The sequence below is a fragment of the Myroides sp. LoEW2-1 genome, from assembly GCF_009767705.1.
In the GTDB taxonomy this organism is placed as follows: domain Bacteria; phylum Bacteroidota; class Bacteroidia; order Flavobacteriales; family Flavobacteriaceae; genus Flavobacterium; species Flavobacterium album_A.
In genome coordinates this window covers 1-24,315 of record NZ_WSPP01000104.1, presented here as the reverse complement: position 1 = coordinate 24,315, position 24,315 = coordinate 1, and the positions used below count along the sequence as shown (strand labels likewise).

The window sequence follows — 24,315 nt, the reverse complement described above, 5'->3', positions numbered from 1 at the left end:
AAGCATATGTGTGTTTGTGAGTAATATTGTTGTTCATTTTTATAGCATCTTTATTTCAAATAACAATAAAAAGAAGTCAAATTTGGGTTGACTTTTTCTCCTCAAAGGTCTATCTTTTTTCTGTTTTTTAAGTAGATAATTAAACGTTTAAATTTGTAAAAAAGACGTTTTTATACCAAGTGCTTCTATAAAATTATGATAAATTTTTGAATTTAGAAGGGGCTATCTTCGTATGCGTTTTAAAGAATTTACTGAACATCGCAACATCTGTAAAATTCAACTCTGATACGATTTCAGTGATTGTTGTTTTGGGATTTCTTAAGAGTACTTTTGCTTCCAAAATAATGGTATCAGATATGAATTGTTTAGGCGTTTTATTTAAAACTTCTACAATTACCTTTGTTAGGTGTTTTCTACTGATATACAATTGATCTGCATAAAATTGTACACTGCGTTCTTTTTTGAAATGTGTTGCGACTAAGTAGATGAATTGCTTTGTTATTTCTTCTTTTCGTATGGGTTTTGGTTTATTTCTTTCAAGTATCGATTTGCCATAGAAATTTCCAATTTCATACATCAGTATTGAAAAGTGATGTAGTACAAGATTTTTTGCAAATAAGTTATCACTAAGGTACCCCAGTTTCTTTAGTTTGTGTAGGTGGTAGTTAACTTCTCTTAAGCAAGCTCGATCAAGTGAGATAACTTTAGGATACTCAGAAGAGAGAAATTGGACCAATGTATCAGCTTTAAGGTGAAAACCTGCTTCTAAAAATAGATCTGAATCTATGAAGGTTGTTTTTACCGCAAATTCTTTAGAAAATTCCTTAATTTCAAAAAACTGATTGGAGAGAACTACTAATAGGTCGTCTTTTTTGATGACACGAGGCTCCAAATTAATGGTAATTTCACATTGACCAGCGGTAACTAAAATAAGGCCAAATGTATTGAATTGATATGGTTTGTTTACAATAAAGTACTGTTTGTATTTTGGCCCAATGTCTAAGACAGCTAAACGTTTATCGGTTAAAACATTCTCGTAGCGTTTAATGATATCTTTATGTGAGTATACTTGTATATGAGATCTTGGCACGGTGACTTTTGTTTAATGGATGGTAAATTTATGAGTTCTCTAATGAATAGTAGTTAACATAGATTAATAAAGAAGTGAAGACATACTTTTTAGGTATGTCTTCACTTTAACCATCAAGGTAAACTGATTATTTGTTTTTCGAAGCAAATTCATCAACGAAGTTTTCATTAAATTCAAAGTCTTCTGTCATTAAAGAGTTGTAGTCAACAATTTCTTTTTTACCAAAGAAATTACTAATCTTATCAAATAGGGAGTAAACTATGGGTACAATCACAAGTGTTAATAAAAGTGATGATAGTAATCCTCCTATAATTACTACAGCTAAACCGTTGTTCATTTCGGCACCTGCTCCTTTTGCCATAGCAATTGGAATCATACCTATAACCATGGCAATTGTCGTCATTAAAATAGGTCTTAAACGCGCGTGGTTTGCTGCTATTAAGGCATCGTGTACACTGTCACCAGCTTTTACCTTTTGGTTTGCAAAGTCTACTAATAGAATCGCATTTTTACATACAAGTCCAATCAACATAATAATTCCCAATATGGTAAATATATTCAATGAAATATTAGTAAGAGCCATCGCTAATAAAGCGCCAATAAAAGATAATGGAACAGAGAAGATTACTATAAAGGGCTTAGAAAAGCTATCATATAAAGCGACCATTACCAAGTAAACTAAGATGATGGCTGCCAATAAGGCAATTCCCAATGTTCCGAAACCTTCTTGTTGATCTTCCATTGTACCTGACCATTGATAATTTACTCCTGCTTTCTTCTCTAATTGGTCAAATTGAGCCGTCCATTCATCTGCAATTTGTCCTGGATCACGACCGATCGTTTGTGATTTAATTGTCACAGACGGTGTTTTATCCCTGCGCTCTAACACAGACGGCCCCGAACTATAATTAATGTCTGCAAATTGGCTGAGTTTAATATGTTGACCCATTTGATTTGTAAATGAAATCTCCTTTACGTCATCAATTGTTGTTCTTGCATAGTCTTGAAATCTGATATTTATGTCATATTCGTATTCTCCAGCTCTAAACTTACCGTCTGTATTTCCATTAAATGCCGTTTGCATAGTCATACCAACAGTATACATATCTATACCTAAGGCTGCCATTTTATCTCTGTCTACTTGTACGTTGATTTCAGGACTACCTGTTTCAGCAGTTAATTTTACCTCCATAGCTCCAGGTACTGTTTCCAAGAGTTCTTTTGCTTGAATCGCAAAGTCCATTGCTTCATTCAGCGTTGGGCCAGTTACGGTTAAGGAGATTGGAGCTTCTTCGGCACCAATAATTCCAATAGGTACTGTTTTCACTTTTGCATTTACAACCAAGGGTACAAGTTCGTTTTTAAGCTTGGCAGCATATATAAATGAGTTTTCTTTACGGAGTTTTTTATCTGTAAGGATAACTTGAATTTCGGATTTATACTTTGTCGCTTGAATACCACCGTATCCTTCAGACGATTGCCCTACAGTGGTGATCATATCTACTATCTCTGGCTTGGTGCGCAAGTATTCCTCTACTTCTTGTGTAACCTTATTTGTTTGTTGTACCGAAGCATCTTTGTCTAATTCTAACTGTACAAGGAATTCTCCTTTATCTGTTTTTGGCAAAAATTCGAATCCAATATATCCCATTGGAATTAGGGCGATCGCTGTAAAGAAAGAAATTCCTACGACAATCATCACTATTATTGTATTCTTGAATGATTTTAGCGACCAAACTAATAAATCTGATATCGCATGTGTAAAGGAGTTTAATCCCTTCTCGAAATAGTGAATTACCTTACCAAATATTGTTGTTGGTTTGATGATTTCTATTTTACCATATCTTGAGAATAGCCATGGAACAATTGTAAACGAAACCAATAAGGATAGCATTGTCGCTATAATTACTGTTACACAGAACTGCTTAATAATGTTTGGTACAAGACCTGAAGACATGGCAATAGGTAAGAATACAACTACAATAACAAGTGTTATGGCAGTGACCGTAAATCCAATCTCCTTAGCTCCGTCATAAGATGCTCTTACTTTGTTTTTACCCATTTCCATATGGCGGTGGATATTTTCAATTACCACAATTGCATCGTCAACTAATATTCCTACTACCAAGGACAGTGCTAATAAACTCAGTAGGTTGAGGGAATACCCGAATAAATACAATCCGATGAAGGTCGCAATTAACGAAAGGGGAATAGCAATCATAACTATGACAGCATTTCGTAAACTGTGCAAGAAGAATAGCATTACAAAAGCTACTAAAACAATGGCAAGGAATAAATCAAACATCACTCCATCTGCTGCTTCTAAAGTAAATTCGGAAGTATCATTTGCGACTTTAAATTTTAGATCCTGGTCGCTATAGTTCTTTTGAACTTCATCGATTGTCTCTCTTGTTAGCTCACTGATAGTTACTGCATTAGCGTCCGACTGCTTGATGATTTGCATTAGGATAGTGGACTGTTGGTTGAATCGAGCTATTTTTTCGATCTCTTTTACACCATCCTGTACATCCGCAACGTCTTGAAGTCTAATATCTATTCCTCCTTGTGAAGCTATCACTAAGTTTCGCATTTCTTGGACATCTTTGTATTTTCCAGCCAAGCGGATTAGCGTTTGTTTATCTTGGGACTTGACATTTCCAGTAGGGAAGTCAAGGTTAGACCCTAATACCATCTGTTGTACTGCAGGTACACTTAACCCATAACCTTCAATCTTCTTGGGATCTAAAAGTACTTGTATTTGTCTTTCTTCTCCTCCTATTAGTTCAACTTTGGCTACACCATTGATACGTGAAAAGATAGGTTGGATCTTTTTATCTAATAAATCGTATAATTCTTTTTCGTTTAATTTACTCGTTACACTTAATGCCATAATGGGTAAATCACTTAAAGAGTACTTCTGTAGTGAAGGCGGATCTACATCTTTGGGTAGATCTTTTAAGATTGCGTTTATTTTTCGCTGCGCATCGTTTAGAGATAAGTCTACATTGGCTTCAGCATTTAAGTAGATCATTATCGTGGATAAACTCTCAAAAGACATTGCCTCAACTTTTTTTACGTTCTCTAATGAGGCTACTGCATCTTCTATTTTTTTCGTTACTGTATTTTCAATTTCAGAAGGTGATGCACCAGGGTAAACTGTTGCAACTGTAATGACATTAACCTCGAATTTGGGAATTAACTCATAACTTAGGTTCTTATAACTGAATATACCTCCTAATAATAAAGCAATAAACATTACTATTATTATGCTGGGGCGTTTTATCGATATTTCTGCTAATTTCATACTTTATCCTCTTTTTAGGATGTTAATTAATGATTGATACAGGACTGTTATCTACTAAGTTGATTTGACCTGACGTTATCACAAGATCACCTTCTTGTATTCCTTCTAATACTTCAACGAAGTCTCCGAAGTTTCTACCCGAAACAACTTTTTTACCTACAGCTTTCTCGTCTTGTACTACGTAGATTAGGTTTGAACTCACACTTCCTACAAAAGCGTTTCTCGGTACCAATAAAATAGGGGTATTGGTGTCTTGGTCTGCTTGAAAGTAAGCAGAACCATACATACCAGCTCTAAGTTTGGCGTTTTTATTGTTTTCTATAATTAAGTCAACTGGGAAGTTCAAGGCAGCATCCGCTTTAGGCGCAATGAAACTAATTTTACCATAAAAGGTATCATTTGGCAATACACTTGCTTTGACTTTGATATTATCGCCTTCCGTTAGATTTGCTACATGGCTCTCATCAACATTTACACGCAATTTTAGTTTGTTTACGTTTACCAACTCAAATAGCGGAGCACCTGGACCTACAAAAGTACCTTGTTCAATGTGTTTCTTATTTATAATGCCATCTATGGGAGCCTTTACATTAGCGTCATTAGCTGTTATTTTTGCAGAGTTTAAGTTAGCTTCTGCATTTTTTAATACAAGTCGTATTTGATCTAATTGCTGCTGTGTCACTCCTCCTGTTGTATATGCGCTTTCGAATCTCGCAGCATCTGCTTTTGCTGTGGCATATGCAGACTCAGCATTTTGCAATTGGATATTTATTTGATCAGCATTGACTATCGCTAATGTTTGACCTTTTTTTACTCTACTTCCTTCTTCTACTAATATTTTCATGATGCGACCTGGAGTTTCTGCCGAAACCATGACTTCCTGTTCAGGGACAAAGTTTCCATTAGCCTTGTAGTTTGCATCAATCTTCTTTGTCTGTGCTTTTTCTGCTCGAACGGATATAGTAGCACTCTTTTGTGAAACGATTGCTGTCTCTTGATCGTTTTTAGTTTTATTTGTGTTCAATATATATACAATACCTCCAATGATGGTGATAGTGACTAAGGATATTATTATTTTTTTCATTTGAATGTTACGTTGTAGTTTTTAATCGATCAGACTTTTTAATTCTCCTTTTGCTTTAATTAACTGTACTTCTGCAAGTTTATATTCTAATAGAGAATTTGTATAATTGTTCTCAGCTTCTGTGAATGCATTTTCGGCATTTAGAAGGTCAGTAAGGGATGCTAATCCTTGTTTGTAATTATTTTGGATATTGTCTAATATACTTTTGGCTAAAGAGACATTGTCTTTTTGAATATTAATGGTTATCAAAGCATTTTCCATTGATTTTTGCGCATTCTTAAAAGAGAGATCTAACGCTTGTCTTGTATCTTCTAATTGAACGTCTATTTTTTTCAGTTCAACCTCTACTTGTCTTACTTTAGAGCGTGTCTCAAATCCATTAAACACTGGGATTTTTAGGCTTATTCCTATGACTGCATTACTTGTCCAGTAAACCCCATCTGTCGGCTTTCCACCCCAAACAAATTTGTCCCCTAAACCTTGATAACTCATTGTACCAAATGCAGCTAAGGACGGATAATAATCTGCTATTGTTGCTTTCTTTTTATAATGAAGCAAGTCTTTTTGCTTTTCTAATAGTTGAAGTTCAGTTCTCTTTTCGACATTTGGTTCTACAAGAAGGACTGATTCATCAATCTGAAAAGTATCCTCTGCTAAGCTAATAGGTGAGCTCAATTCCATGCCCATAAAGAACTTAAGTGCGTTTTGTTGTAGTTCGATCGCATTGACTACTTGCTGTCTTTGTGATTTTAGGTTGCTAAGAGCAACTTTAGTTCGATCTAAGTCTATTTTAGTTGCGAGGCCATTTTTATGTAGATCTTCAATGATGTCTTTAATTCTTGTAGTACTTGCAATTGTTGTTTCTAATGTAGATTGAAGTTCTTTTGATTGAAATACTTGATAATAAGTTGTTGCAACTTTTTCGATTATATCTTCATCAGATAACTCTCTATTGATAATGTAAAATTCCTTTGCTGTACGAGCCGCTTTTAATCCCATGAATACTGCTTGGTTAAACAAGACTTGTGTCACAGTGGCCGATGCTTGTGAATTCCATTTTAAATTAAAGGGAATCATTTGTGTTTGACCACCTAAGGACAATGGCATTTCTTGTATTAAAGGGTTATTTGCTACATTGGCCTCTACATTGAGGTGTGGTAGTGCATTCGCTCTAACTTCTTCGATTTGGTATTGACTGTTTTCAATTTCCAGTGAAGCTATCTTTGACTCTGCTTTATGTTCTAAGGCGTATTGTATAGCATTTTTTAAACTTAACTCTTTTGTCTGTGCACAAAGAGGAATAGTTAAGCTCGATAGGAGTAGAGTAAGTATGTATCTATACATATTATTGGTGTGATATTAGAGTTCTTTAAATAGTTTGTTGAATATTTTTAGCCCTTTTTCAGTAGCAATACTTTTTATGTGGTATTCTAAGTGCAGTGCATGTACTTCTGAATGGGTGTATTCGGATTCTGGAAAATAGTCTAAGTCTTCGATTGCCACTAAAGAAGCAATGTGAAATCTTGCTACAAAATCAATGTCAATGTCTGAGCGGTAAACTCCTTCTTTGATACCTTTTTCTAAGTTTTTCTCTATCAATTTAACGTATTTCTTTTCGTGGAAGACTTTCTGCTTCTGTGCAAGTTTTGGATAGTACTTCGTTAATTGATAAAAACAACCTGATGAATCAACTAAAAAAATATCATTGATGTCTTTGTGTGCGGCTACAATTTCAGGTATAGCCTCTTGATCCAATTTTAGTGTTGACTCAAGTTGTTGCAGAAACTTGTGGTTAATGTTCGTTAGGCTTTTTTCTATTAGTTCAGGTTTGGATGAATAGTGTTGATAGATCGTTTTTTTTGATATTCCCAATTCAGTTGCTATATCATCCATTGTCACAGTTTTGAATCCTTGTGTCAAAAACATTTGTGTTGCTTTTTCTAATATTTGTTGTTCCATTACTTTTAATTTTTTGAGTAGTCAAAGATAAGTAGGAAACTTTTGTGTAAAAAAAGTTTCCTGTCTATTTAAGGAAACTTTAACTTGTTTGTTCGTTTCTTGTTTTTTGTAATCCTTTGTTTTTAAAGGGATGTGTGATTTTTTTGCAGGAAACTTTTTTGTTTATAAAGTTTTCGAGGGTAAGGTAGAGAGTGCTTTAGGTGGATTGTAAATGGAATGTTTATGTGTAGTAAATGAATAGTTATAATGGCTTAGAAACCAATGTTTTCGCTTTGAGATTTTAGGGGGTGGTCGGCTTGTGGTCGCATAGTGATCGCATAGTGGTCGCATAGTGGTCGCATACTTTATAGGCAAAATTATGCGACCACTATGGGATCAAACTACGATCAAGATGAAAGCACTGCGGTTATACTTATAGGGTATAGGAGTAAATACTTCGCTTTTGTGGATAGTAAAGTAAGTAGAGATGAGGTTGGTCTGTTAAGCGATTGTAGGGCGATGGCTTTTTTAGTAGGGGATGACTTAGAGGTCAGGGCTAAACCATTCAGAATAGAATTTCTGTATACTTGATTGTACCATTTATTTTCAAGTAGCGTATGAAGTGGTGTAGAGCCAATAGCCAGTGGGTATTGAATAGGTCATTTGTTGTGAGTGAAGGAGGTTTTCTCGGTAGGGTAATGAATACTAAAATAGGTAGTATTAATATCTTAATCTATTGTCTTGCGTGATGCTTAATTGTTAAAATAATATAATTATATTTATATATTATAATTTCAGTTGTTTTTTAGTTATTCGTTGTTGGCTTTTTAAGCCTTGTTGAGTATGGTTGTTAACATCTGGAATTATAGGTAGGATAGTTGTAAGGAAGATTCTTGCGATTGCAATAACTTGATTCTTATTAGTGGATTTAGTTGGTGATGTATTGATGAGAGGAAGAAATGTTGTGTGCTATGTGGAGTTGAAAGTTGTTTGATATCGCTTAGTGTAGAATTGTAAACGGAGTTAATTCGATAAATGCTATGGCAAAAAGGTTTATTAAGGGTTTTGTTTTCTTTTTTATTGGAGTAAGTTGTTTTGGACAAAAAGCCATTTATAAAGAGCTCAACGATGCTGTTGTTGAAAGTATGTCTTCAGTTGATAACTTGAGTGATCGTATTAGTGATGTTCTGAATGAGTGTACCACGATGGCGGTCGAGTGTGATTTTACTGGGCAGTTTAGTTTAGTTAGCCTCGATGAATCCTTGAGTCAAACGGAAATTTTTGATCCTCAATTTTTGATAAATAGTGTTGCGTTTATTGATGGTACAACACTGGATAGTAATAGCAAGGTGATTACTGTAAATTCGTTGCGTGATAAGTATAATGTTGTAAGAGTAGAAGACTTGGGAAGATTGCCTTTGCGGGGAATAGAAAAAGAGGTGTTCCATAAACAGAAAAAGGGTTATTTTGTCTTTGGAGTGATGGATAGAAGGCTTTTGAGTTCAGTATCACTTTCTTTTCGCTTTAAGCTGAAAGATTATAAAACCTATATTTTAGTTGAAGATAGAACGAAGGTAAATACTGAAGTTGGGGATATTCGCTTAGTGGCAATTGACGATAAGACGGCTGTTATTAATTATCCTTATTCAGCGAATTTCGAGATTGAGGTAGAAGGTGTTGCCGAAGACGGGCATATTGTTTCTAATGTATCAATTAATACAATGTCTATCAGAGAAGAAGTAATGAATGAAACAGGGCATATACTTGAACAAAGAAGGATAGATAATCTCGTTTTTAGCGAACCAATCGCAGGTGTGATGATTAAGACTATTGTATTTAATAAAAAAGAAGAACAGTTAACCTTCACAAAGGTTTTGAATTGATAAAGTATTGCTGTCATTTGTTGCTTAAGATTGAATTTGCTTTTTCTGTTTTTTTTACTGCAATAGGTGGTAAGTAGGTAAATAAATGTCAGTAGAGTTAGCAATTATGTATTTTTTGCTATTTGCAAATACTTAATTGAAAATCTGCTGTGTGAATGATGTTTTTAAAAAGGGTAAGGGATTTGATCAACTTTAAAAAAAACACGTATTTTTACGAAAAATTTAAAAAAATGCAATCAATAGTAAAGTACAAAGAGCAAATTTCAGAGTTTATTGATTCAATTTCATTGTCAGGTACTCCAAAAGAATTATACGAACCTATTTCATATATATTATCATTAGGTGGAAAGCAGATTCGCCCAGTTCTAACTCTTATGGCTGCTGATGTTTTTGGTATTGATCCCAAAAAGGCTATTCACGCAGCAACAGCGATTGAGCTTTTTCACAACTTTTCGTTGATGCATGACGATATTATGGATGATGCTTCTTTGAGAAGAGGACATCAAACAGTGCACGAGAAGTGGAATGTCAATACAGCTATTTTATCAGGTGATGCAATGTTGATCCTTGCTTATCAGTACTTTGAGAATTACGAACCGGTGATTTTTCGCGATTTAGCCAAGTTGTTTAGCAAAACAGCTATTGAAGTATGTGAAGGACAACAATGGGATATTTGTTTTGAGAATAGAAACGATGTTGCCATTCCGGAGTACATACAAATGATCAAATTTAAGACAGCTGTATTAGTAGGGGCTGCTTTAAAGATGGGAGCGATTGTTGCGGAAACTTCGGAGGAGAATGCTAATAAAATTTACGACTTTGGTTTGAACCTCGGAATAGCATTTCAATTACAAGATGATTATTTAGATGCTTTTGGTGATGAAGCTACCTTTGGTAAAACGATAGGGGGAGATATCTTAGAAAATAAGAAAACATACCTTTATTTAAAAGCTTTGATCAACGGAAATGCTGAACAACAGAAGGAGTTGATGTCATTCTTCTCAACTACTAACTGCAGTGATAAGCAAGCTAAAATCAATCGAGTAAAGGAACTTTTTGTAGAGACTAATTCTGCTGCTGATTCACAAAAGCTAATTGAAGAATACACTGAAGTTGCACTACAATTGTTAGAGCAAATGGATATTCCAGAAAGTAAAAAAGAACAGTTACGAGTGTTTAGCAATGAGTTAATGAATAGAAGAGTTTAAAGTCAGAGGCGCAAAGACTGCTATTTTTAATATATAGAAATGTGGGATTCAGTAAAGTATCTTGACGAACATTTAGTTCAACAGAGTTTTTTAAAAGATTTAGTATTGCAAATTCAGAAAGACTTCCAAACAACTGTGGACACTGATATTGTTTTTTCTGTAGAGACACCGTCCGAGTTAGTTAGTCAAGTTATCGGGCAATTACATCGCATCATTCATTCGACGAATGTTTCTCGATTTTCGAGTCTATTATATCGAATAGACGTTTCTGAAAGAGATATTAAAGCAATTAAAAACGTGGACATTGACGAATACATTGAACGCGTCGCTTATCTTATTATTAAGAGAGAGTTTCAAAAAGTCTATATTCGAAAAAGCTTTCAAGAATAGTTGAGCTTTAGCTAAAGTAAATAAAAAATAAGCCTATGGAGATTAAACTTTTTCTCGATAGGCTTTTCTATTAAAAATACATTCTCACAAAAGGCATAAATCCACTTCCGTAAACCATGTCTTTCTCTCTGTATAAGACATTATATCTAATTCCTATTGTGACTGGGCCATTGACATAACCAATACCAAGGAAAAGAGCAGTGTTCCAAAAGTTGTCATCGCGCTTCGTTAAATCTTTATATGTATATGAATTGTTAACTCTTAACTGCTCTAATTCTGCAGAAAGTTGTAGTTGAGGTATAGGGTTAGACAATACAATTAAACTACCACCATATATCCAAGAGTCGTATTCTTTAATGGCATTGTAGTAGTATCCTCTATCTTTACTTTTAATGTAACTACCTTGCAATCCAATACCTGCACTTACATAAGGTGTGAATTGATAGATTGCACTTGGTGCAATCATGATGTCTGTATATCCGCTTCCGAAGCCTAAACCAAGACCTCCACCGAATTTCCAATTTTTAGTAAAATCATAATTTTTCGTATCATTTCTCTTTTCTTGTGCAAGAATGGAAAAACTGCAAGTTAAAAAAAATGATATCGTCAAAAAAAACGACAATATTCTGATGTTAAATCTTTTCATATTGGTACTAGTTACTATATAATAGTATAAAAATAAGTAAAAGTTTATACAATTGTCATAAAGAGTTGTATTTTTGTATTTATAATATTTAAACAAAAGGTCTTTAGACGAAATTATGGATAGATATTCCTTTTTAAATGCGGCTCACACTGCATTTTTTGCAGAGTTGTATGATCAATATTTAGAAAACCCAGATGGTATTGAGCCAAGTTGGAGAGCTTTCTTTCAAGGATTTGACTTTGCAAACGAGTATAGTGACGGGCCAGTAGAACAATTGTCACAAGCGTATACTTCGACAGCGACAAGTAATACTGCTAATGTGGGCAACTCTGGACAAATAGAGCAACTTCAAAAAGAGTTTGCTGTATTGCGTTTAATTGACGCTTACAGAACTTATGGGCACTTAATGACTAAGACAAACCCATTAAGAGACAGAAAAGTAGAGCATCCAGATTTAAGTTTAGAGAAGTTTGGTCTTTCTCAAGCAGATTTGAATATTAGTTTTGAGGCTGCTAAAACAATACAACTTCCAACTTCGACATTGGGGCAGATTATTGCTCAATTAGAAAAAGTTTACTGTTCAACTTTAGGTATTGAATACAAGTATATCACTGACGAAAAGATAGTGTCTTGGATTCAAAATCACTATGAAGCACCAGAAGCTAAATTTAATAGCGAAGAGAAAAAAGAGATACTTCACAATTTGATTGAAGCTGTTTCTTTTGAGAACTTCTTGAATACTAAATACGTTGGTCAAAAACGTTTCTCTTTAGAAGGACTTGAGGCAGCGATACCAGCAATGGATTTCTTACTTGACTCTGCTGCAAATAGAGGAGTAGAAGAAGTTGTTGTAGGGATGGCTCACAGAGGACGTCTGAATGTGTTAGCTAACGTTTTTAAGAAACCTGCTCAAGAAATTTTCTCTGAGTTTGACGGTAAAGATTACGATACTGTTGAAGGTTTTGACGGAGACGTTAAGTATCACTTAGGTCTTAGCTCTGCGAGAAAAACAAGATCTGGAAAAGACTTGTTGATAAACTTAACTCCTAACCCTTCACACTTAGAAACTGTTGGAGCTGTTATCGAGGGTATTGCAAGAGCAAAACAAGATACTGTTTACACTGATAGTCCTTCGAAAGTATTACCTATCGCACTTCACGGTGATGCTGCTATTTCTGGACAAGGTATTGTTTACGAAATTGTACAAATGGCCAAACTTAGAGGTTATAAAACAGAAGGTACAATTCACGTAGTTTTGAATAACCAAGTTGGTTTTACAACAAATTATACAGATGGTCGTTCGTCAACTTATTCTACAGATATTGCTAAAGTAACTGCAAGTCCAGTTCTCCACGTAAATGCTGATGATACTGAAGCTGCAGTAAGAGCTTTCTTATTTGCTTTAGATTATCGTATGACTTTTGGAACTGACGTGTTCATTGATTTAGTTGGTTATAGAAAATATGGACATAACGAAGGTGATGAGCCTAAGTTTACACAGCCTATTTTATATAAATTAATTTCTAAGCACCCAAATGCAAGAAATATTTATAACGCAAGATTATTAGAAGATAAGATTGTTGATGAAACTTTCGTTAAGTCTTTAGAGCAACAATATAAAGATGCTCTTGAGGTTGATTTAGAAACTTCACGTAAAGATGAGTATGCTAAGATCAGAACTTTCATGCACGAAAACTGGAAAGGTTTTGAGATTGCTGAAGTTGATAAGATGTTGGCAGATTACGATACGAAGGTTTCTAAGGAAGTTTTAACTCAGATTGCAGAAGTTATCACTGAATTGCCTGAGGATAAGAAGTTTATCAACAAAGTGAAGCGTCTTATCGGAGATAGAAAGGCGATGTTCTTTGAGAAGGATCAATTAGATTGGGCTATGGGTGAACTATTAGCTTATGGTTCTTTATTGACTCAAGGTTATGATGTGCGTATGTCTGGACAAGACGTTGAGAGAGGAACTTTCTCACACCGTCACGCAGTTGTTAAAACAGAAGATACAGAGGAATCTATCATTTTGTTGAATCACTTGAAAGAGCAAAAAGGAGAAATGAGAATCTTTAACTCATTGTTGTCTGAATATGCTGTTCTTGGATTCGAATATGGTTATGCTTTGACTAATCCTAATACTTTGACTATTTGGGAAGCTCAATTTGGAGACTTTTCGAATGGAGGTCAAATTATGATGGATCAATATATATCTGCTGCAGAAGATAAATGGACTAATCAGAATGGTTTGGTTATGTTGTTGCCGCATGGTTATGAGAACCAAGGTGCAGAACACTCATCAGCTCGTTTAGAACGTTATTTACAGTTGTGTGCTGAGGATAATATGTTTGTAGCTAACGTTACTACTCCAGCAAACTTTTTCCACTTAATGAGAAGACAAATGGTTACTAATTTTAGAAAACCATTAATTGTCATGTCGCCAAAGAGTTTATTAAGACATCCAGAGGCTGTATCGTCAATCAAAGATTTTACTGAAGGTAAATTCCAATATGTTATTGATGATCCAAAAGCTGATGTTTCTAAAGTTAAATCATTGGTATTTTGTAGTGGTAAATTCTACTATGATTTAGTAGCAAAACGCGAAGAATTAGGTAGAGATGATATTGCATTTGTTCGTATCGAACAATTGTTCCCATTGCCAATTGAGCAAATCAAAGAGATTCTTGCTAAGTATACTAATGTAGAGGATTATGTTTGGGCACAAGAGGAGCCTAAGAACATGGGAGCATACAGTCATATGTTAATGCATTTCCACGAAAAACCTTTACGTTACGCAGGTACTAAAGCATATAGTGCTCCAGCATCTGGAAGCTCTGTTCGTTCTAAAAAACGATATGCTTATGCCATAGCAAAGGTTTTTGATAAAAATTTATAATAAAACAGTATTTTTACATAACAATATTAAATAAAAAACATACAGATGAGCATCTTAGAAATGAAAGTTCCTTCGCCAGGTGAATCAATTACAGAAGTTGAGATCGCTACTTGGTTAGTAAAAGATGGAGATTACGTTGAAAAGGACCAAGCTATTGCTGAAGTAGATTCAGATAAAGCAACTTTAGAGTTACCTGCAGAAGAAAGTGGTATCATCACTTTGAAAGCTGAAGAAGGTGAAGCTGTTGCTGTAGGACAAGTAGTTTGTCTAATTGATATGAGTGCTGCAAAACCTGCAGGAGGCGCTTCTACAGAGGCAAAACCTGTAGCTGAAGCTCCAAAAGCAGAGGCACCAAAAGCAGAGCCAGCTCCAGTAGCGGCAGCTGCTACTTATGCAACAGGAAGTGCTTCTCCTGCGGCTAAGAAAATTTTAGAGGAAAAAAACATCAACCCTACAACTGTATCAGGTACTGGTAAAGATGGTAGAATAACAAAAGAGGACGCTTTAAACGCAAAAGCTTCTATGGGTACTCCTACAGGTGGACCAAGAGGTGAAGAGCGTAAGAAAATGTCTATGTTGCGTCGTAAAGTTGCTGAGCGTTTAGTAGAGGCTAAGAATACGACTGCTATGTTAACTACATTCAACGAGGTTAACTTGACTAACGTGAACAAGTTAAGAAGCGAGTACAAAGACGCTTTCAAAGCTAAACACGGTGTAGGTCTTGGTTTTATGTCGTTCTTTACAAAAGCTGTTACACGTGCTTTAGAAATGTATCCTGATGTAAATTCTATGATTGATGGTCAAGATCAAATTAAATTTGATTTTGCTGATATTTCAATTGCTGTATCAGGACCAAAAGGATTAATGGTACCAGTAGTTAGAAATGCTGAATTATTGTCTTTCCGCGGAATTGAATCTGAAATTAAGCGTTTAGCTTTAAGAGCTCGTGATGGACAAATCACAGTGGATGAGATGACAGGAGGAACATTCACTATTACTAATGGTGGTGTATTCGGATCAATGTTATCAACTCCAATTATTAACCCTCCTCAATCGGCTATTTTAGGAATGCACAATATTATTGAGCGTCCAATCGCTGTTGAAGGTAGAGTTGAGATTCACCCAATGATGTTTGTGGCTCTTTCTTATGACCATAGAATTATTGATGGACGTGAGTCTGTTGGTTTCTTAGTTGCAATTAAAGAGGCTTTAGAAAATCCTGTTGAATTGTTAATGGATAACAATCCTAAGAAAGCTTTAGAATTATAGTATCTTATAGGTAATTATATAGAGCGACAATCGGTTAACGATTGTCGCTTTTTTTATGGACTAAATTGAGTTGCGCGATGTAGTATTGACTTCAGTTAATGGCTGGGACTGACACGAGCTTAGTATGGTAGCTCTGTGTCTTTTAACACTGGTTTTATAGTTTTATATACCGTATATCTCTTTGTAAATTAGTGTTTTATGTAAGTTGTTGATTCTTAGTGTTTGTTAATAACTTCTTTGATTTGTGAATAAGTTGGGGGGAATTTCTCTTTCTATTAGAGTTAAAAATTCTAATCTTTGTAGATATGGCATTCTCTTTTTAGTTTAATAAACAAATAAATTAATCAATTTACTATGGCAATTCAAGAACCAATTTTAACAGAAAATAAGAATAGATTTGTTATTTTTCCAATAAAACACCATGACATTTGGGACTGGTATAAGAAAATGGAAGCCAGTTTTTGGACTGCGGAGGAGATTGACCTTCAGCAAGATTTGGCAGATTGGAATAATAAGTTAAATGAAGATGAACGCTATTTTATAAAGCACATTCTTGCTTTCTTTGCTGCCTCTGATGGTATTGTTAATGAGAACTTAGCAGAAAATTTTGTCAATGAAGTGCAGTATCCGGAAGCTAAGTTTTTTTACGGCTTTCAGATTATGATGGAGAATATTCACAGTGAAACTTATTCTTTGTTAATTGATACTTATGTAAAAAATGAGGAAGAAAAAGATAAGCTTTTTAGAGCTATTGAAGTTTTTCCTGCAATTATGAAAAAAGCCGAATGGGCTTTAAAATGGATTGAATCTGATTCTTTTGCAGAGCGTTTAATTGCTTTTGCAGCAGTTGAAGGGATATTCTTTTCTGGAGCTTTTTGCTCAATCTTCTGGTTGAAGAAACGCGGGTTAATGCCTGGACTAACGTTTTCGAATGAACTAATTTCGAGAGATGAGGGAGTTCATTGTGATTTCGCTGTGCATTTACATAATCATCATCTAATTAATAAAGTACCTAAGGAGAGAATTAGAGAGATTTTAGTTGACGCTCTTAATATAGAAAGAGAGTTTATTACGGAATCTTTACCAGTTAGTTTAATTGGTATGAATGCTGTTTTAATGACACAGTATCTTGAGTTCGTTACTGATAGGTTACTTGTAGAGCTTGGTTGTTCAAAAGAGTACAATGTAAGCAATCCCTTTGATTTCATGGATATGATTTCTCTACAAGGCAAAACAAACTTCTTTGAAAAGAGGGTTTCGGAATATCAAAAAGCAGGTGTTATTTCGAAAGAAGAAGGTGGAAATACAATTAGTTTTGATGCAGATTTTTAATTAGTAAGTAAGAAGTTTATGTACGTTATAAAAAGAGATGGCAGAAAAGAGCCTGTTAGTTTTGACAAGATTACTGACAGAATTAGAATCTTGTGCTATGAGTTAAGTGAATTAGTCGACCCTGTTAAGGTCGCTATGCGCGTGATAGAGGGGTTGTACGAAGGTGTAAATACATCAGAATTAGATAATCTGGCTGCTGAGACAGCTGCATCTATGACCGTTTCGCATCCTGATTATGCTTTGTTAGCAGCAAGAATCGCAGTTTCAAATCTGCATAAAAACACTAAGAAGGTGTTTTCTGAAGTTGTAGATGATTTGTACACCTATGTGAACCCGAGAACTAATTTAGAGGCTCCTTTAATTGCTGATGATGTATATGCAGTGATCAAAGCGAATGCTGATAGATTGGATTCAGCTATTATTTACCAAAGAGATTTTAATTACGATTATTTTGGATTCAAAACACTTGAGCGCTCTTATTTATTAAAATTAGATGGCAAGATAGTGGAACGTCCACAACATATGCTTATGCGTGTTGCTGTAGGTATTCACTTGAATGACTTAGATGCGGCAATAGAAACTTATGAATTGATGTCGAAGAAGTTTTTTACGCATGCTACTCCAACGCTTTTTAATTCAGGAACTCCTAAGCCACAAATGTCTTCTTGTTTTTTGTTGACTATGAAGGATGACAGCATTGAAGGGATTTATGATACATTAAAACAAACTGCTAAGATTTCTCAATCTGCTGGTGGTATAGGATTGTCAATTCACAATATTAGAGCAACTGGATCTTATATACGCGGTACTAATGGTACATCTAATGGAATTGTACCAATGCTAAGAGTATTTAACGATACTGCAAGATATGTAGATCAAGGAGGAGGTAAGCGAAAAGGTAGTTTTGCTATTTATATAGAACCATGGCATGCTGATGTTTTTGATTTTATCGAATTGAGAAAAAATCACGGTAAAGAAGAAATGCGTGCTCGTGATTTATTTTTGGCTTTGTGGATGAATGACTTATTTATGAAGCGCGTTGAGACAGATGGGCATTGGACTCTGATGTGTCCTAATGAATGTCCTGGACTTTACGATGTATATGGCGATGAGTTTGATGAGTTGTATACTAAGTACGAGAATCAGGGTAAAGGTCGTCGTCGAATCAAAGCGCGCGAATTATGGGAAGCTATTCTTGAAGCACAAATAGAAACAGGAACTCCGTATATCTTGTATAAAGACGCGGCAAATAAAAAATCAAACCAAAAGAATTTAGGGGTAATTAGATCATCTAATTTGTGTACTGAGATCATGGAGTATACTTCTCCTGATGAAGTGGCTGTATGTAATTTAGCATCTATTGCTTTGCCAATGTTTGTTGAAAAGGGACAGTTTAACCACCAATTCTTATTTGATGTAACGAAGCGAATTACTCGAAATCTAAATAGAGTAATTGATCGCAATTACTACCCAGTTGAAGAAGCGAGAAACTCGAATATGCGACATAGACCTGTAGGTCTTGGTGTTCAGGGGCTTGCAGATGCCTTTATTTTATTGCGACTTCCTTTTACTTGTCAGGAAGCGAAGCAATTGAATCAAGAGATCTTTGAAACTATTTACTTTGCAGCTGTTACTGCATCTATGGAATTGGCAAAAGAAGAAGGTGCCTATTCTACATTTGAAGGATCGCCTATATCACAAGGTGAGTTTCAGTTTAATTTATGGGGTATAGATGATAGTCAATTGAGTGGAAGATGGGATTGGTCAAGTTTGAGAAAGCAAGTCATGGAACATGGAGTTAGAAACTCTTTGTTATTAGCGCCAATGCCTACCGCTTCTACTTCTCAGATATTGGGGAATAATGAAGCATTTGAACCTTATACTTCTAATATCTACACAAGACGTGTTTTGTCAGGGGAGTTTATTGTTGTGAATAAACATTTATTAAAAGACCTTGTAGACCTTGGTTTGTGGAATGAAGATTTGAAACAAGAAATAATGCGTGCTAATGGATCAATTCAGCATATAGAGTTTATTCCAAAAGACATTAGGGACCTTTATAAAACTGTATGGGAAATGAGTATGAAGGACATTATCGATATGTCAAGAGATAGAGGGTATTTCATTGATCAATCCCAATCATTGAACCTATTTATGGAAGGAGCTAATTACGCGAAGTTGACTTCTATGCATTTTTACGCTTGGAAAGCCGGGTTAAAGACTGGTATGTATTACTTGCGTACCAAGTCTGCGGTAGATGCAATTAAGTTTACTTTGAATAACGAGAAGAAAACAACTCCAAATACAGCTCAAGATGTGGAACAAATTTCCATTGAGGAGTATCAAGAAATGATTCACAAAGCAAGAATGGCTTCGAACAATGAAGATGATTGTGAAATGTGTGGTTCGTAGTTGATCATAGTTTCGACTATTTGAGGTGATCTGATAGGACAGTAAATAGTTTTAAGGGAATATACTAATGTCTTGATAAGTATTGTACCTTTGTTGCTTTAATTGATTTTATTATGTCTAAAGAAACTAAAAAAGGTATTTACCAAGGTGTTATTGAGAAAGATTCAGAAGGAAATTATTTTTGTGGGCCATATTTGTTAGATTATCAGTATACAGAGGCTAGCTTTAAAATAGGAGATTTAGTAAGTATCAAGACTGTAATTGCTAACCCAAGTGGTAAAAGTAGAACAGCTTACCCTATGAAATCAATGAAGTTTTTTCTTGTAGGTGATGAGAAATAAGAAAGCGTATCAAGACGCAATATAATTACGAGGGTACAGTGTAAACTGTACCCTCTTTTTTTTCTATATGTTAATGTGATCTTTTTGTAGTGATTTGATTCTTCTTTGTATAGTGTCATTGTGTTATAAATTTGTTGGAATAGTTTACTTTTTTTATATTCTGGTTGGGGAATCTGATTATTATTAAGGGTATATTTGTTCATTAACAACACACAATTTTTTTAGTATATGAGTTCTTTATATTATTTAGATCGCAGCAAAATTTCTTTGGATGACGTCATGTTCAATGATAACGTGAAGATTGAGTTAGAGCAGTTTTTGAAAGAGTATAAATACCGAGAAATACTTATGAAGTATAATCTACCTGTGAGTAATAAAATATTATTATACGGAAAGACGGGGTGCGGTAAGACCATGACTGCAAAAGCTATTGCTAAACATTTAGATAAGAAACTTATTATTGTTAATTTAGCGACTATTGTTTCTTCTAAACTTGGTGAAACGGCAAAGAATATAGAGAGCTTGTTTAAAGAAGTACAATATGAAAGTTCGGTACTTTTCTTTGATGAGTTTGATTCTCTCGGTCAGATTAGAGATTACGACAACAAAGATAACAGCGAGATGAAACGCGTGGTTAATGCTATTTTACAATTAATAGACAACCTTCCTGCTAAGTCTATTCTTATGGCTGCAACAAATCAAATACACATGATAGATGAGGCTTTAAGACGTCGATTTGAGCTTCAATTGGAATATACCTCTCCTAACAAGGATGCATTAGATGCTTATTACGATAAGATGTTGGCTGTTTATCCTGAGGAATACACTAAAATTGAAAGAATCTATGACATTTCTTATGCAGAAGCGAAGAACCATATCTTTAGAACTGTAAAAGACAATATTATTAATAGTCAATTAGCTTTAGAGCTATAGAAATATAATTTTAATCATTGCATATGATGAAATGGGAAAAACTGTTATCTCTAAAAAAGCACGGAGATACATTTGTTAGACACCGCTTAGATGAGAGTGAAACTCGTATTGGCTTTGAGGTTGATTACGATCGCATTATTTTTTCTTCTGCATTTCGCAGTTTACAGGATAAGACTCAAGTAATTCCTCTTTCAAAAACTGACTTCGTACATACGCGCTTGACCCATAGCCTTGAGGTATCTGTCGTTGGGCGTTCATTAGGTCGAAATGTTGGAGAAAAGCTATTGAGCAAGTATTCTTATTTGGCTCAAGAGTATGGTTACACAGTAAATGATTTCGGAGCTATAGTTGCAGCAGCGGCTTTAGCACACGATATAGGTAATCCACCTTTTGGTCATTCAGGCGAAAAGGCTATTGGCGACTTTTTTGTTAATGGTAAAGGACAGCAGTTCAAAAAGCATTTGTCAGCTTTAGAATGGCAAGATTTTGTGGATTTCGAGGGAAATGCTAATGGTTTTACTGTATTGACTAAATCGCGACCTGGTGTTGTTGGAGGATTGCGTATATCTTATGCTACTCTTGGGGCCTTTATGAAGTATCCTAAGGAGAGTTTGCCAAAGAAGCCGACTCTTGATATATCGGATAAAAAATATGGCTTCTTTCAAGGTGATAAAGCTGCTTTTATTGATGTTGTGGATGAGTTAGGGCTTATCTCTAAAGATAAAAAGTCATTGAGATATCATAGACACCCTCTGGCTTATTTAGTGGAAGCTGCAGATGATATTTGTTACACTATAATAGACTTCGAAGACGGAATTAATTTAGGTTGGATTCCTGAAGAACACGCTTTAGAGTTTTTGATTAAAATAGTCGAGAGGAGCATTAACCGTGATACTTATTCACAGTTAACTTCTAAGGAAGATCGCGTTAGTTATTTACGCGCTTTGGCTATTGGAAGTTTGATTCAGGATGTAACAAGGGTATTTATTGAAAATGAAGAGCGTATCTTAAAAGGGGAGTTTCCTCACGCTTTAACTGATAAATGTGCCTACATTGCTCAAATGAAAGATATCATTAATATTAGTGTTAATAATGTTTATCAAAGTAAGGAAGTTGTTGAAAAGGAAATAATTGGCTATAAGGTAATACATAGCTTATTGGATAGTTTTACCACAGCTGTTAATAATCATTACCACCATGATGAAACGCATTACGATACTTTAGTGCTGAAGTTACTACCTGAGAAGTATCATTTAGAAACTGATAGTTTATATGAACGATTAATGAGTGTATGCCATTTTGTTTCGATGTTGACTGATGGAAAAGCTTTAGAACTGTATCATTCATTAAAAGTTGAGTAATCTTTTGGAATAAAAAAAGGAGTTATAGTATAATGCATACTATAACTCCTTTTTTATTGCTTAAAATATCTATTTAGAATGTAATTATTCTCTTGTTGTAGGCATCCACTTGTGAGCGTAGTTCATCATATCATTTTCCCAAACTTGACTGGCTTCAGGAGCTTTGATAGCTTTAGCTTCTTCTATAGTCTTACCTACGACATCACCTTTGCTACCAGCTACAGAATTACTTCCGTCTTTAGTAGCAATGGCAAAAGTTGCTTTTGCTCCATCTGCTGATATGTCTTTAACGTAGATTGTTAGATACTGTCCAGTTCTTCCTTCGTAATAACCTGTTGAGCCTGTTACTTCATATATCAATTGGCCTTTAGCTTCATCTGTTGCTACTTTTTTTAGAATAAAAGATGCAGAATCACCAAAACCTTTGCCCATATTAGCTCTGAAAAGGAAAGCGTCTTCATCACTATTTATTTTAAAAACATATTGAGCGGTTGGATTTCCTTCTTTCATGATAATTTCAGAACCATAAACTCCTTTTAGTTTATCCATATTCTGAACTTTATCTTCTTCTTTTTCTAACTTTAACCAACCAAATTTCATATTACCATGCGGATTATCTGCTGTAATAGTTTTAGTGGTTGTTTTAGTTTCCGTTGGATATGCAGATTTGATTGCTTCATCTTGTGTTGGGAAACTGTAGTCCATATGTATCAGAACACTTTCTTCTTTTTGATCTTTAAAGAAGAAGGTCTTGTATTCTTGCGTAGATTTTGACTTAGTCACTGCTTTAATGATTTCGTCTTTACTTGTGTTTTTATATACTGATAGTACGTCGTAAACATCCTCTGCAGTTGTCTGATTTGATTTATCTTCAAATATGATAGTTATCTTATTTGATTCAAATTTAAAAGGCAATGGCATTGTTGGAGTGTGTGGAAAAACGTAAGTCCCCTCGATAGGTAAAATGCTACCTAAAGCAATTTGATCTTTGTTGTCAGGTCTGATAGGTTCATTATTGTCATCACTTGAACAGCTTGTAAATAGGAACGCCAGTATAGCGACTCCAGAGAATAGTTTGGTAAGTTTCATTTTATAATTATTGCTTAATATTATTTAGACCAAAAATAAATAATATTATTTAATACACAAACTTATTTTTAATATTTCTAAATAAGTGATTTTGTTAGCTATAAATATGGTAGATCTGGCTGGATAATGTAAAGTAGAATCTTTGACTTAGTTTGGGTAATGTCGAAATAATGTCGAAAGGATTGATTTAGCCTTAAATATTTAATAGTCATTCAATTGATGGAGCTGAGTTGGTGAGGAAAGGCATAAAAAAAAGGCACTTAATTAAGTGCCTTTTTTTATTTTGTTATCTGTTAAACAGATCTCTGATTCTTAAGCTTCAAATGGAAGTACTGAAACGTATGACTTGTTGTCTTTTTTCTTTTGGAATTTAACAACACCGTCAATTTTCGCGTGTAAAGTGTGATCTTTACCCATGTAAACGTTTTCACCAGCATTGTGCTTAGAACCTCTTTGTCTAACGATGATGTTTCCAGCGATAGCTGCTTGACCACCGTAAATCTTAACGCCTAAACGTTTCGATTCTGATTCTCTACCGTTCTTAGAACTACCTACACCTTTTTTGTGTGCCATGACGTTTTAAATTTTGTTTGTTAATTACTCAGCTGCTTCAGCTGTTTTTTTTGTTGCTTTCTTTTTAGCTCCACTTGCATTGATTCCCTCAATTACAATTTGAGTTAAAGCTTGTCTGTGACCGTTTTTCTTTTTGTAACCTTTTCTTCTTTTCTTTTTGAAAACGATTACTTTGTCACCTTTAAGGTGTTGTAAAACTTTAGCTTCAACAGAAGCACCTTCTATAGCTGGGGCGCCTAAAGTGATGTTGTTGTTATCATCAATTAAAAGAACTTTGTCAAAAGTAACAGTTGTTCCTTCTTCAGATGCTAAACGGTGAACGTACACTTTTTGGTCTTTGCTCACTTTGAATTGTTGCCCTGCTATCTCTACGATTGCGTACATAACAATAAAATTAAGATGTTTATTAAGGGTGCAAATATAAATCTAATTTTTTATTTATAAAAGTATATTTTATAGATATTTACCAATAACGTCCTAAACGTTTAAAAAAAAGGTACAAAAAAAGAGAGTAAATTAAGGATCTCAAATTATCTTTGAGTTGCACACCAAAAAACACTCTCTCT

The 24,315-nt window shown here is 34.7% G+C and carries 19 protein-coding genes and 1 pseudogene; 11 read left to right on the top strand and 9 right to left on the bottom strand.

Going from position 1 to position 24,315, the window contains the following annotated elements:
* Window positions 1-193 precede the first annotated feature (193 nt).
* The 5 genes from GOQ24_RS16930 to GOQ24_RS07005 all read right to left on the bottom strand — a co-directional run bounded on the left by GOQ24_RS16930 (window position 194) and on the right by GOQ24_RS07005 (window position 7,437).
* A complete protein-coding gene (locus GOQ24_RS16930; RefSeq protein WP_160339386.1) occupies window positions 194-1,090 on the bottom strand; it encodes a helix-turn-helix domain-containing protein in 897 nt (298 codons plus the stop codon).
* A gap of 127 nt (window positions 1,091-1,217) precedes the next feature.
* Window positions 1,218-4,394, bottom strand: coding sequence for an efflux RND transporter permease subunit (locus tag GOQ24_RS07020; RefSeq protein ID WP_160339385.1), 3,177 nt, complete (start codon window positions 4,392-4,394; stop codon window positions 1,218-1,220).
* A gap of 22 nt (window positions 4,395-4,416) precedes the next feature.
* The gene (locus GOQ24_RS07015) at window positions 4,417-5,478 is read right to left on the bottom strand and encodes an efflux RND transporter periplasmic adaptor subunit (RefSeq protein WP_160339384.1); all 1,062 of its coding nucleotides are present in this window, start codon (window positions 5,476-5,478) and stop codon (window positions 4,417-4,419) included.
* 21 nt (window positions 5,479-5,499) lie between these two features.
* Complete coding sequence (locus GOQ24_RS07010; RefSeq protein WP_155090951.1) at window positions 5,500-6,822, bottom strand: TolC family protein; 1,323 nt, start codon at window positions 6,820-6,822, stop codon at window positions 5,500-5,502.
* 15 nt (window positions 6,823-6,837) lie between these two features.
* Entirely contained in the window at window positions 6,838-7,437 is a 600-nt protein-coding gene (locus GOQ24_RS07005) for a TetR/AcrR family transcriptional regulator (protein ID WP_155090950.1), read from the bottom strand.
* Window positions 7,438-7,806: 369 nt separating this feature from the next.
* Here GOQ24_RS07005 and GOQ24_RS07000 point away from each other — a divergent pair, with 369 nt between their 5' ends.
* From GOQ24_RS07000 to GOQ24_RS06985, 4 genes are all read left to right on the top strand, one after another.
* The gene (locus tag GOQ24_RS07000; protein WP_160339383.1) at window positions 7,807-8,007 is read left to right on the top strand and encodes a hypothetical protein; all 201 of its coding nucleotides are present in this window, start codon (window positions 7,807-7,809) and stop codon (window positions 8,005-8,007) included.
* Window positions 8,008-8,456: 449 nt separating this feature from the next.
* Window positions 8,457-9,299, top strand: coding sequence for a hypothetical protein (locus GOQ24_RS06995; protein ID WP_160339382.1), 843 nt, complete (start codon window positions 8,457-8,459; stop codon window positions 9,297-9,299).
* A 230-nt stretch (window positions 9,300-9,529) separates the two neighbouring features.
* Window positions 9,530-10,507: a polyprenyl synthetase family protein gene (locus GOQ24_RS06990; protein ID WP_160339381.1), complete on the top strand. Its 978-nt coding sequence runs from the start codon at window positions 9,530-9,532 to the stop codon at window positions 10,505-10,507.
* Between the two features lie 39 nt (window positions 10,508-10,546).
* Window positions 10,547-10,897 carry a hypothetical protein gene (locus GOQ24_RS06985; protein WP_160339380.1) on the top strand — a complete coding sequence of 117 codons (351 nt, stop codon included), beginning with the start codon at window positions 10,547-10,549 and terminating at the stop codon, window positions 10,895-10,897.
* A 70-nt stretch (window positions 10,898-10,967) separates the two neighbouring features.
* Here the strand turns inward: GOQ24_RS06985 and GOQ24_RS06980 are convergent, their stop codons facing one another.
* On the bottom strand, window positions 10,968-11,543 hold the full coding sequence (locus tag GOQ24_RS06980; RefSeq protein ID WP_155090946.1) for a hypothetical protein: 576 nt from the start codon (window positions 11,541-11,543) through the stop codon (window positions 10,968-10,970).
* Window positions 11,544-11,658: 115 nt separating this feature from the next.
* On the opposite strand from GOQ24_RS06980, the gene GOQ24_RS06975 reads away from it, so the two are divergent.
* The 7 genes from GOQ24_RS06975 (at window position 11,659) to dgt (ending at window position 22,087) form a co-directional block, all read left to right on the top strand.
* Window positions 11,659-14,439, top strand: a complete 2,781-nt coding sequence (locus GOQ24_RS06975; protein ID WP_160339379.1) for a 2-oxoglutarate dehydrogenase E1 component — start codon at window positions 11,659-11,661, stop codon at window positions 14,437-14,439.
* Window positions 14,440-14,484: 45 nt separating this feature from the next.
* Window positions 14,485-15,708, top strand: a complete 1,224-nt coding sequence (gene odhB / locus GOQ24_RS06970) for a 2-oxoglutarate dehydrogenase complex dihydrolipoyllysine-residue succinyltransferase (protein ID WP_155090944.1) — start codon at window positions 14,485-14,487, stop codon at window positions 15,706-15,708.
* Between the two features lie 354 nt (window positions 15,709-16,062).
* Complete coding sequence (locus GOQ24_RS06965) at window positions 16,063-17,040, top strand: ribonucleotide-diphosphate reductase subunit beta (protein WP_155090943.1); 978 nt, start codon at window positions 16,063-16,065, stop codon at window positions 17,038-17,040.
* Between the two features lie 18 nt (window positions 17,041-17,058).
* A complete protein-coding gene (locus GOQ24_RS06960) occupies window positions 17,059-19,452 on the top strand; it encodes a ribonucleoside-diphosphate reductase subunit alpha (RefSeq protein WP_155090942.1) in 2,394 nt (797 codons plus the stop codon).
* 113 nt (window positions 19,453-19,565) lie between these two features.
* A complete protein-coding gene (locus tag GOQ24_RS06955; RefSeq protein ID WP_155090941.1) occupies window positions 19,566-19,793 on the top strand; it encodes a hypothetical protein in 228 nt (75 codons plus the stop codon).
* A gap of 228 nt (window positions 19,794-20,021) precedes the next feature.
* Complete coding sequence (locus GOQ24_RS06950; RefSeq protein ID WP_160339378.1) at window positions 20,022-20,726, top strand: AAA family ATPase; 705 nt, start codon at window positions 20,022-20,024, stop codon at window positions 20,724-20,726.
* Between the two features lie 26 nt (window positions 20,727-20,752).
* A complete protein-coding gene (gene dgt, locus GOQ24_RS06945) occupies window positions 20,753-22,087 on the top strand; it encodes a dGTP triphosphohydrolase (RefSeq protein ID WP_208103212.1) in 1,335 nt (444 codons plus the stop codon).
* An 84-nt stretch (window positions 22,088-22,171) separates the two neighbouring features.
* Here dgt and GOQ24_RS06940 read toward each other — a convergent pair whose 3' ends face one another.
* The 3 genes and pseudogenes from GOQ24_RS06940 to rplU form a co-directional block, all read right to left on the bottom strand.
* Window positions 22,172-23,176 (bottom strand): hypothetical protein, encoded by a 1,005-nt coding sequence (locus GOQ24_RS06940; RefSeq protein ID WP_160339376.1) that lies wholly within the window; start codon window positions 23,174-23,176, stop codon window positions 22,172-22,174.
* A gap of 312 nt (window positions 23,177-23,488) precedes the next feature.
* The gene (gene rpmA / locus GOQ24_RS06935) at window positions 23,489-23,749 is read right to left on the bottom strand and encodes a 50S ribosomal protein L27 (protein WP_155090937.1); all 261 of its coding nucleotides are present in this window, start codon (window positions 23,747-23,749) and stop codon (window positions 23,489-23,491) included.
* A gap of 27 nt (window positions 23,750-23,776) precedes the next feature.
* Window positions 23,777-24,133: pseudogene (gene rplU / locus GOQ24_RS06930) on the bottom strand (50S ribosomal protein L21); the annotation flags it as partial.
* Window positions 24,134-24,315 lie beyond the last annotated feature (182 nt).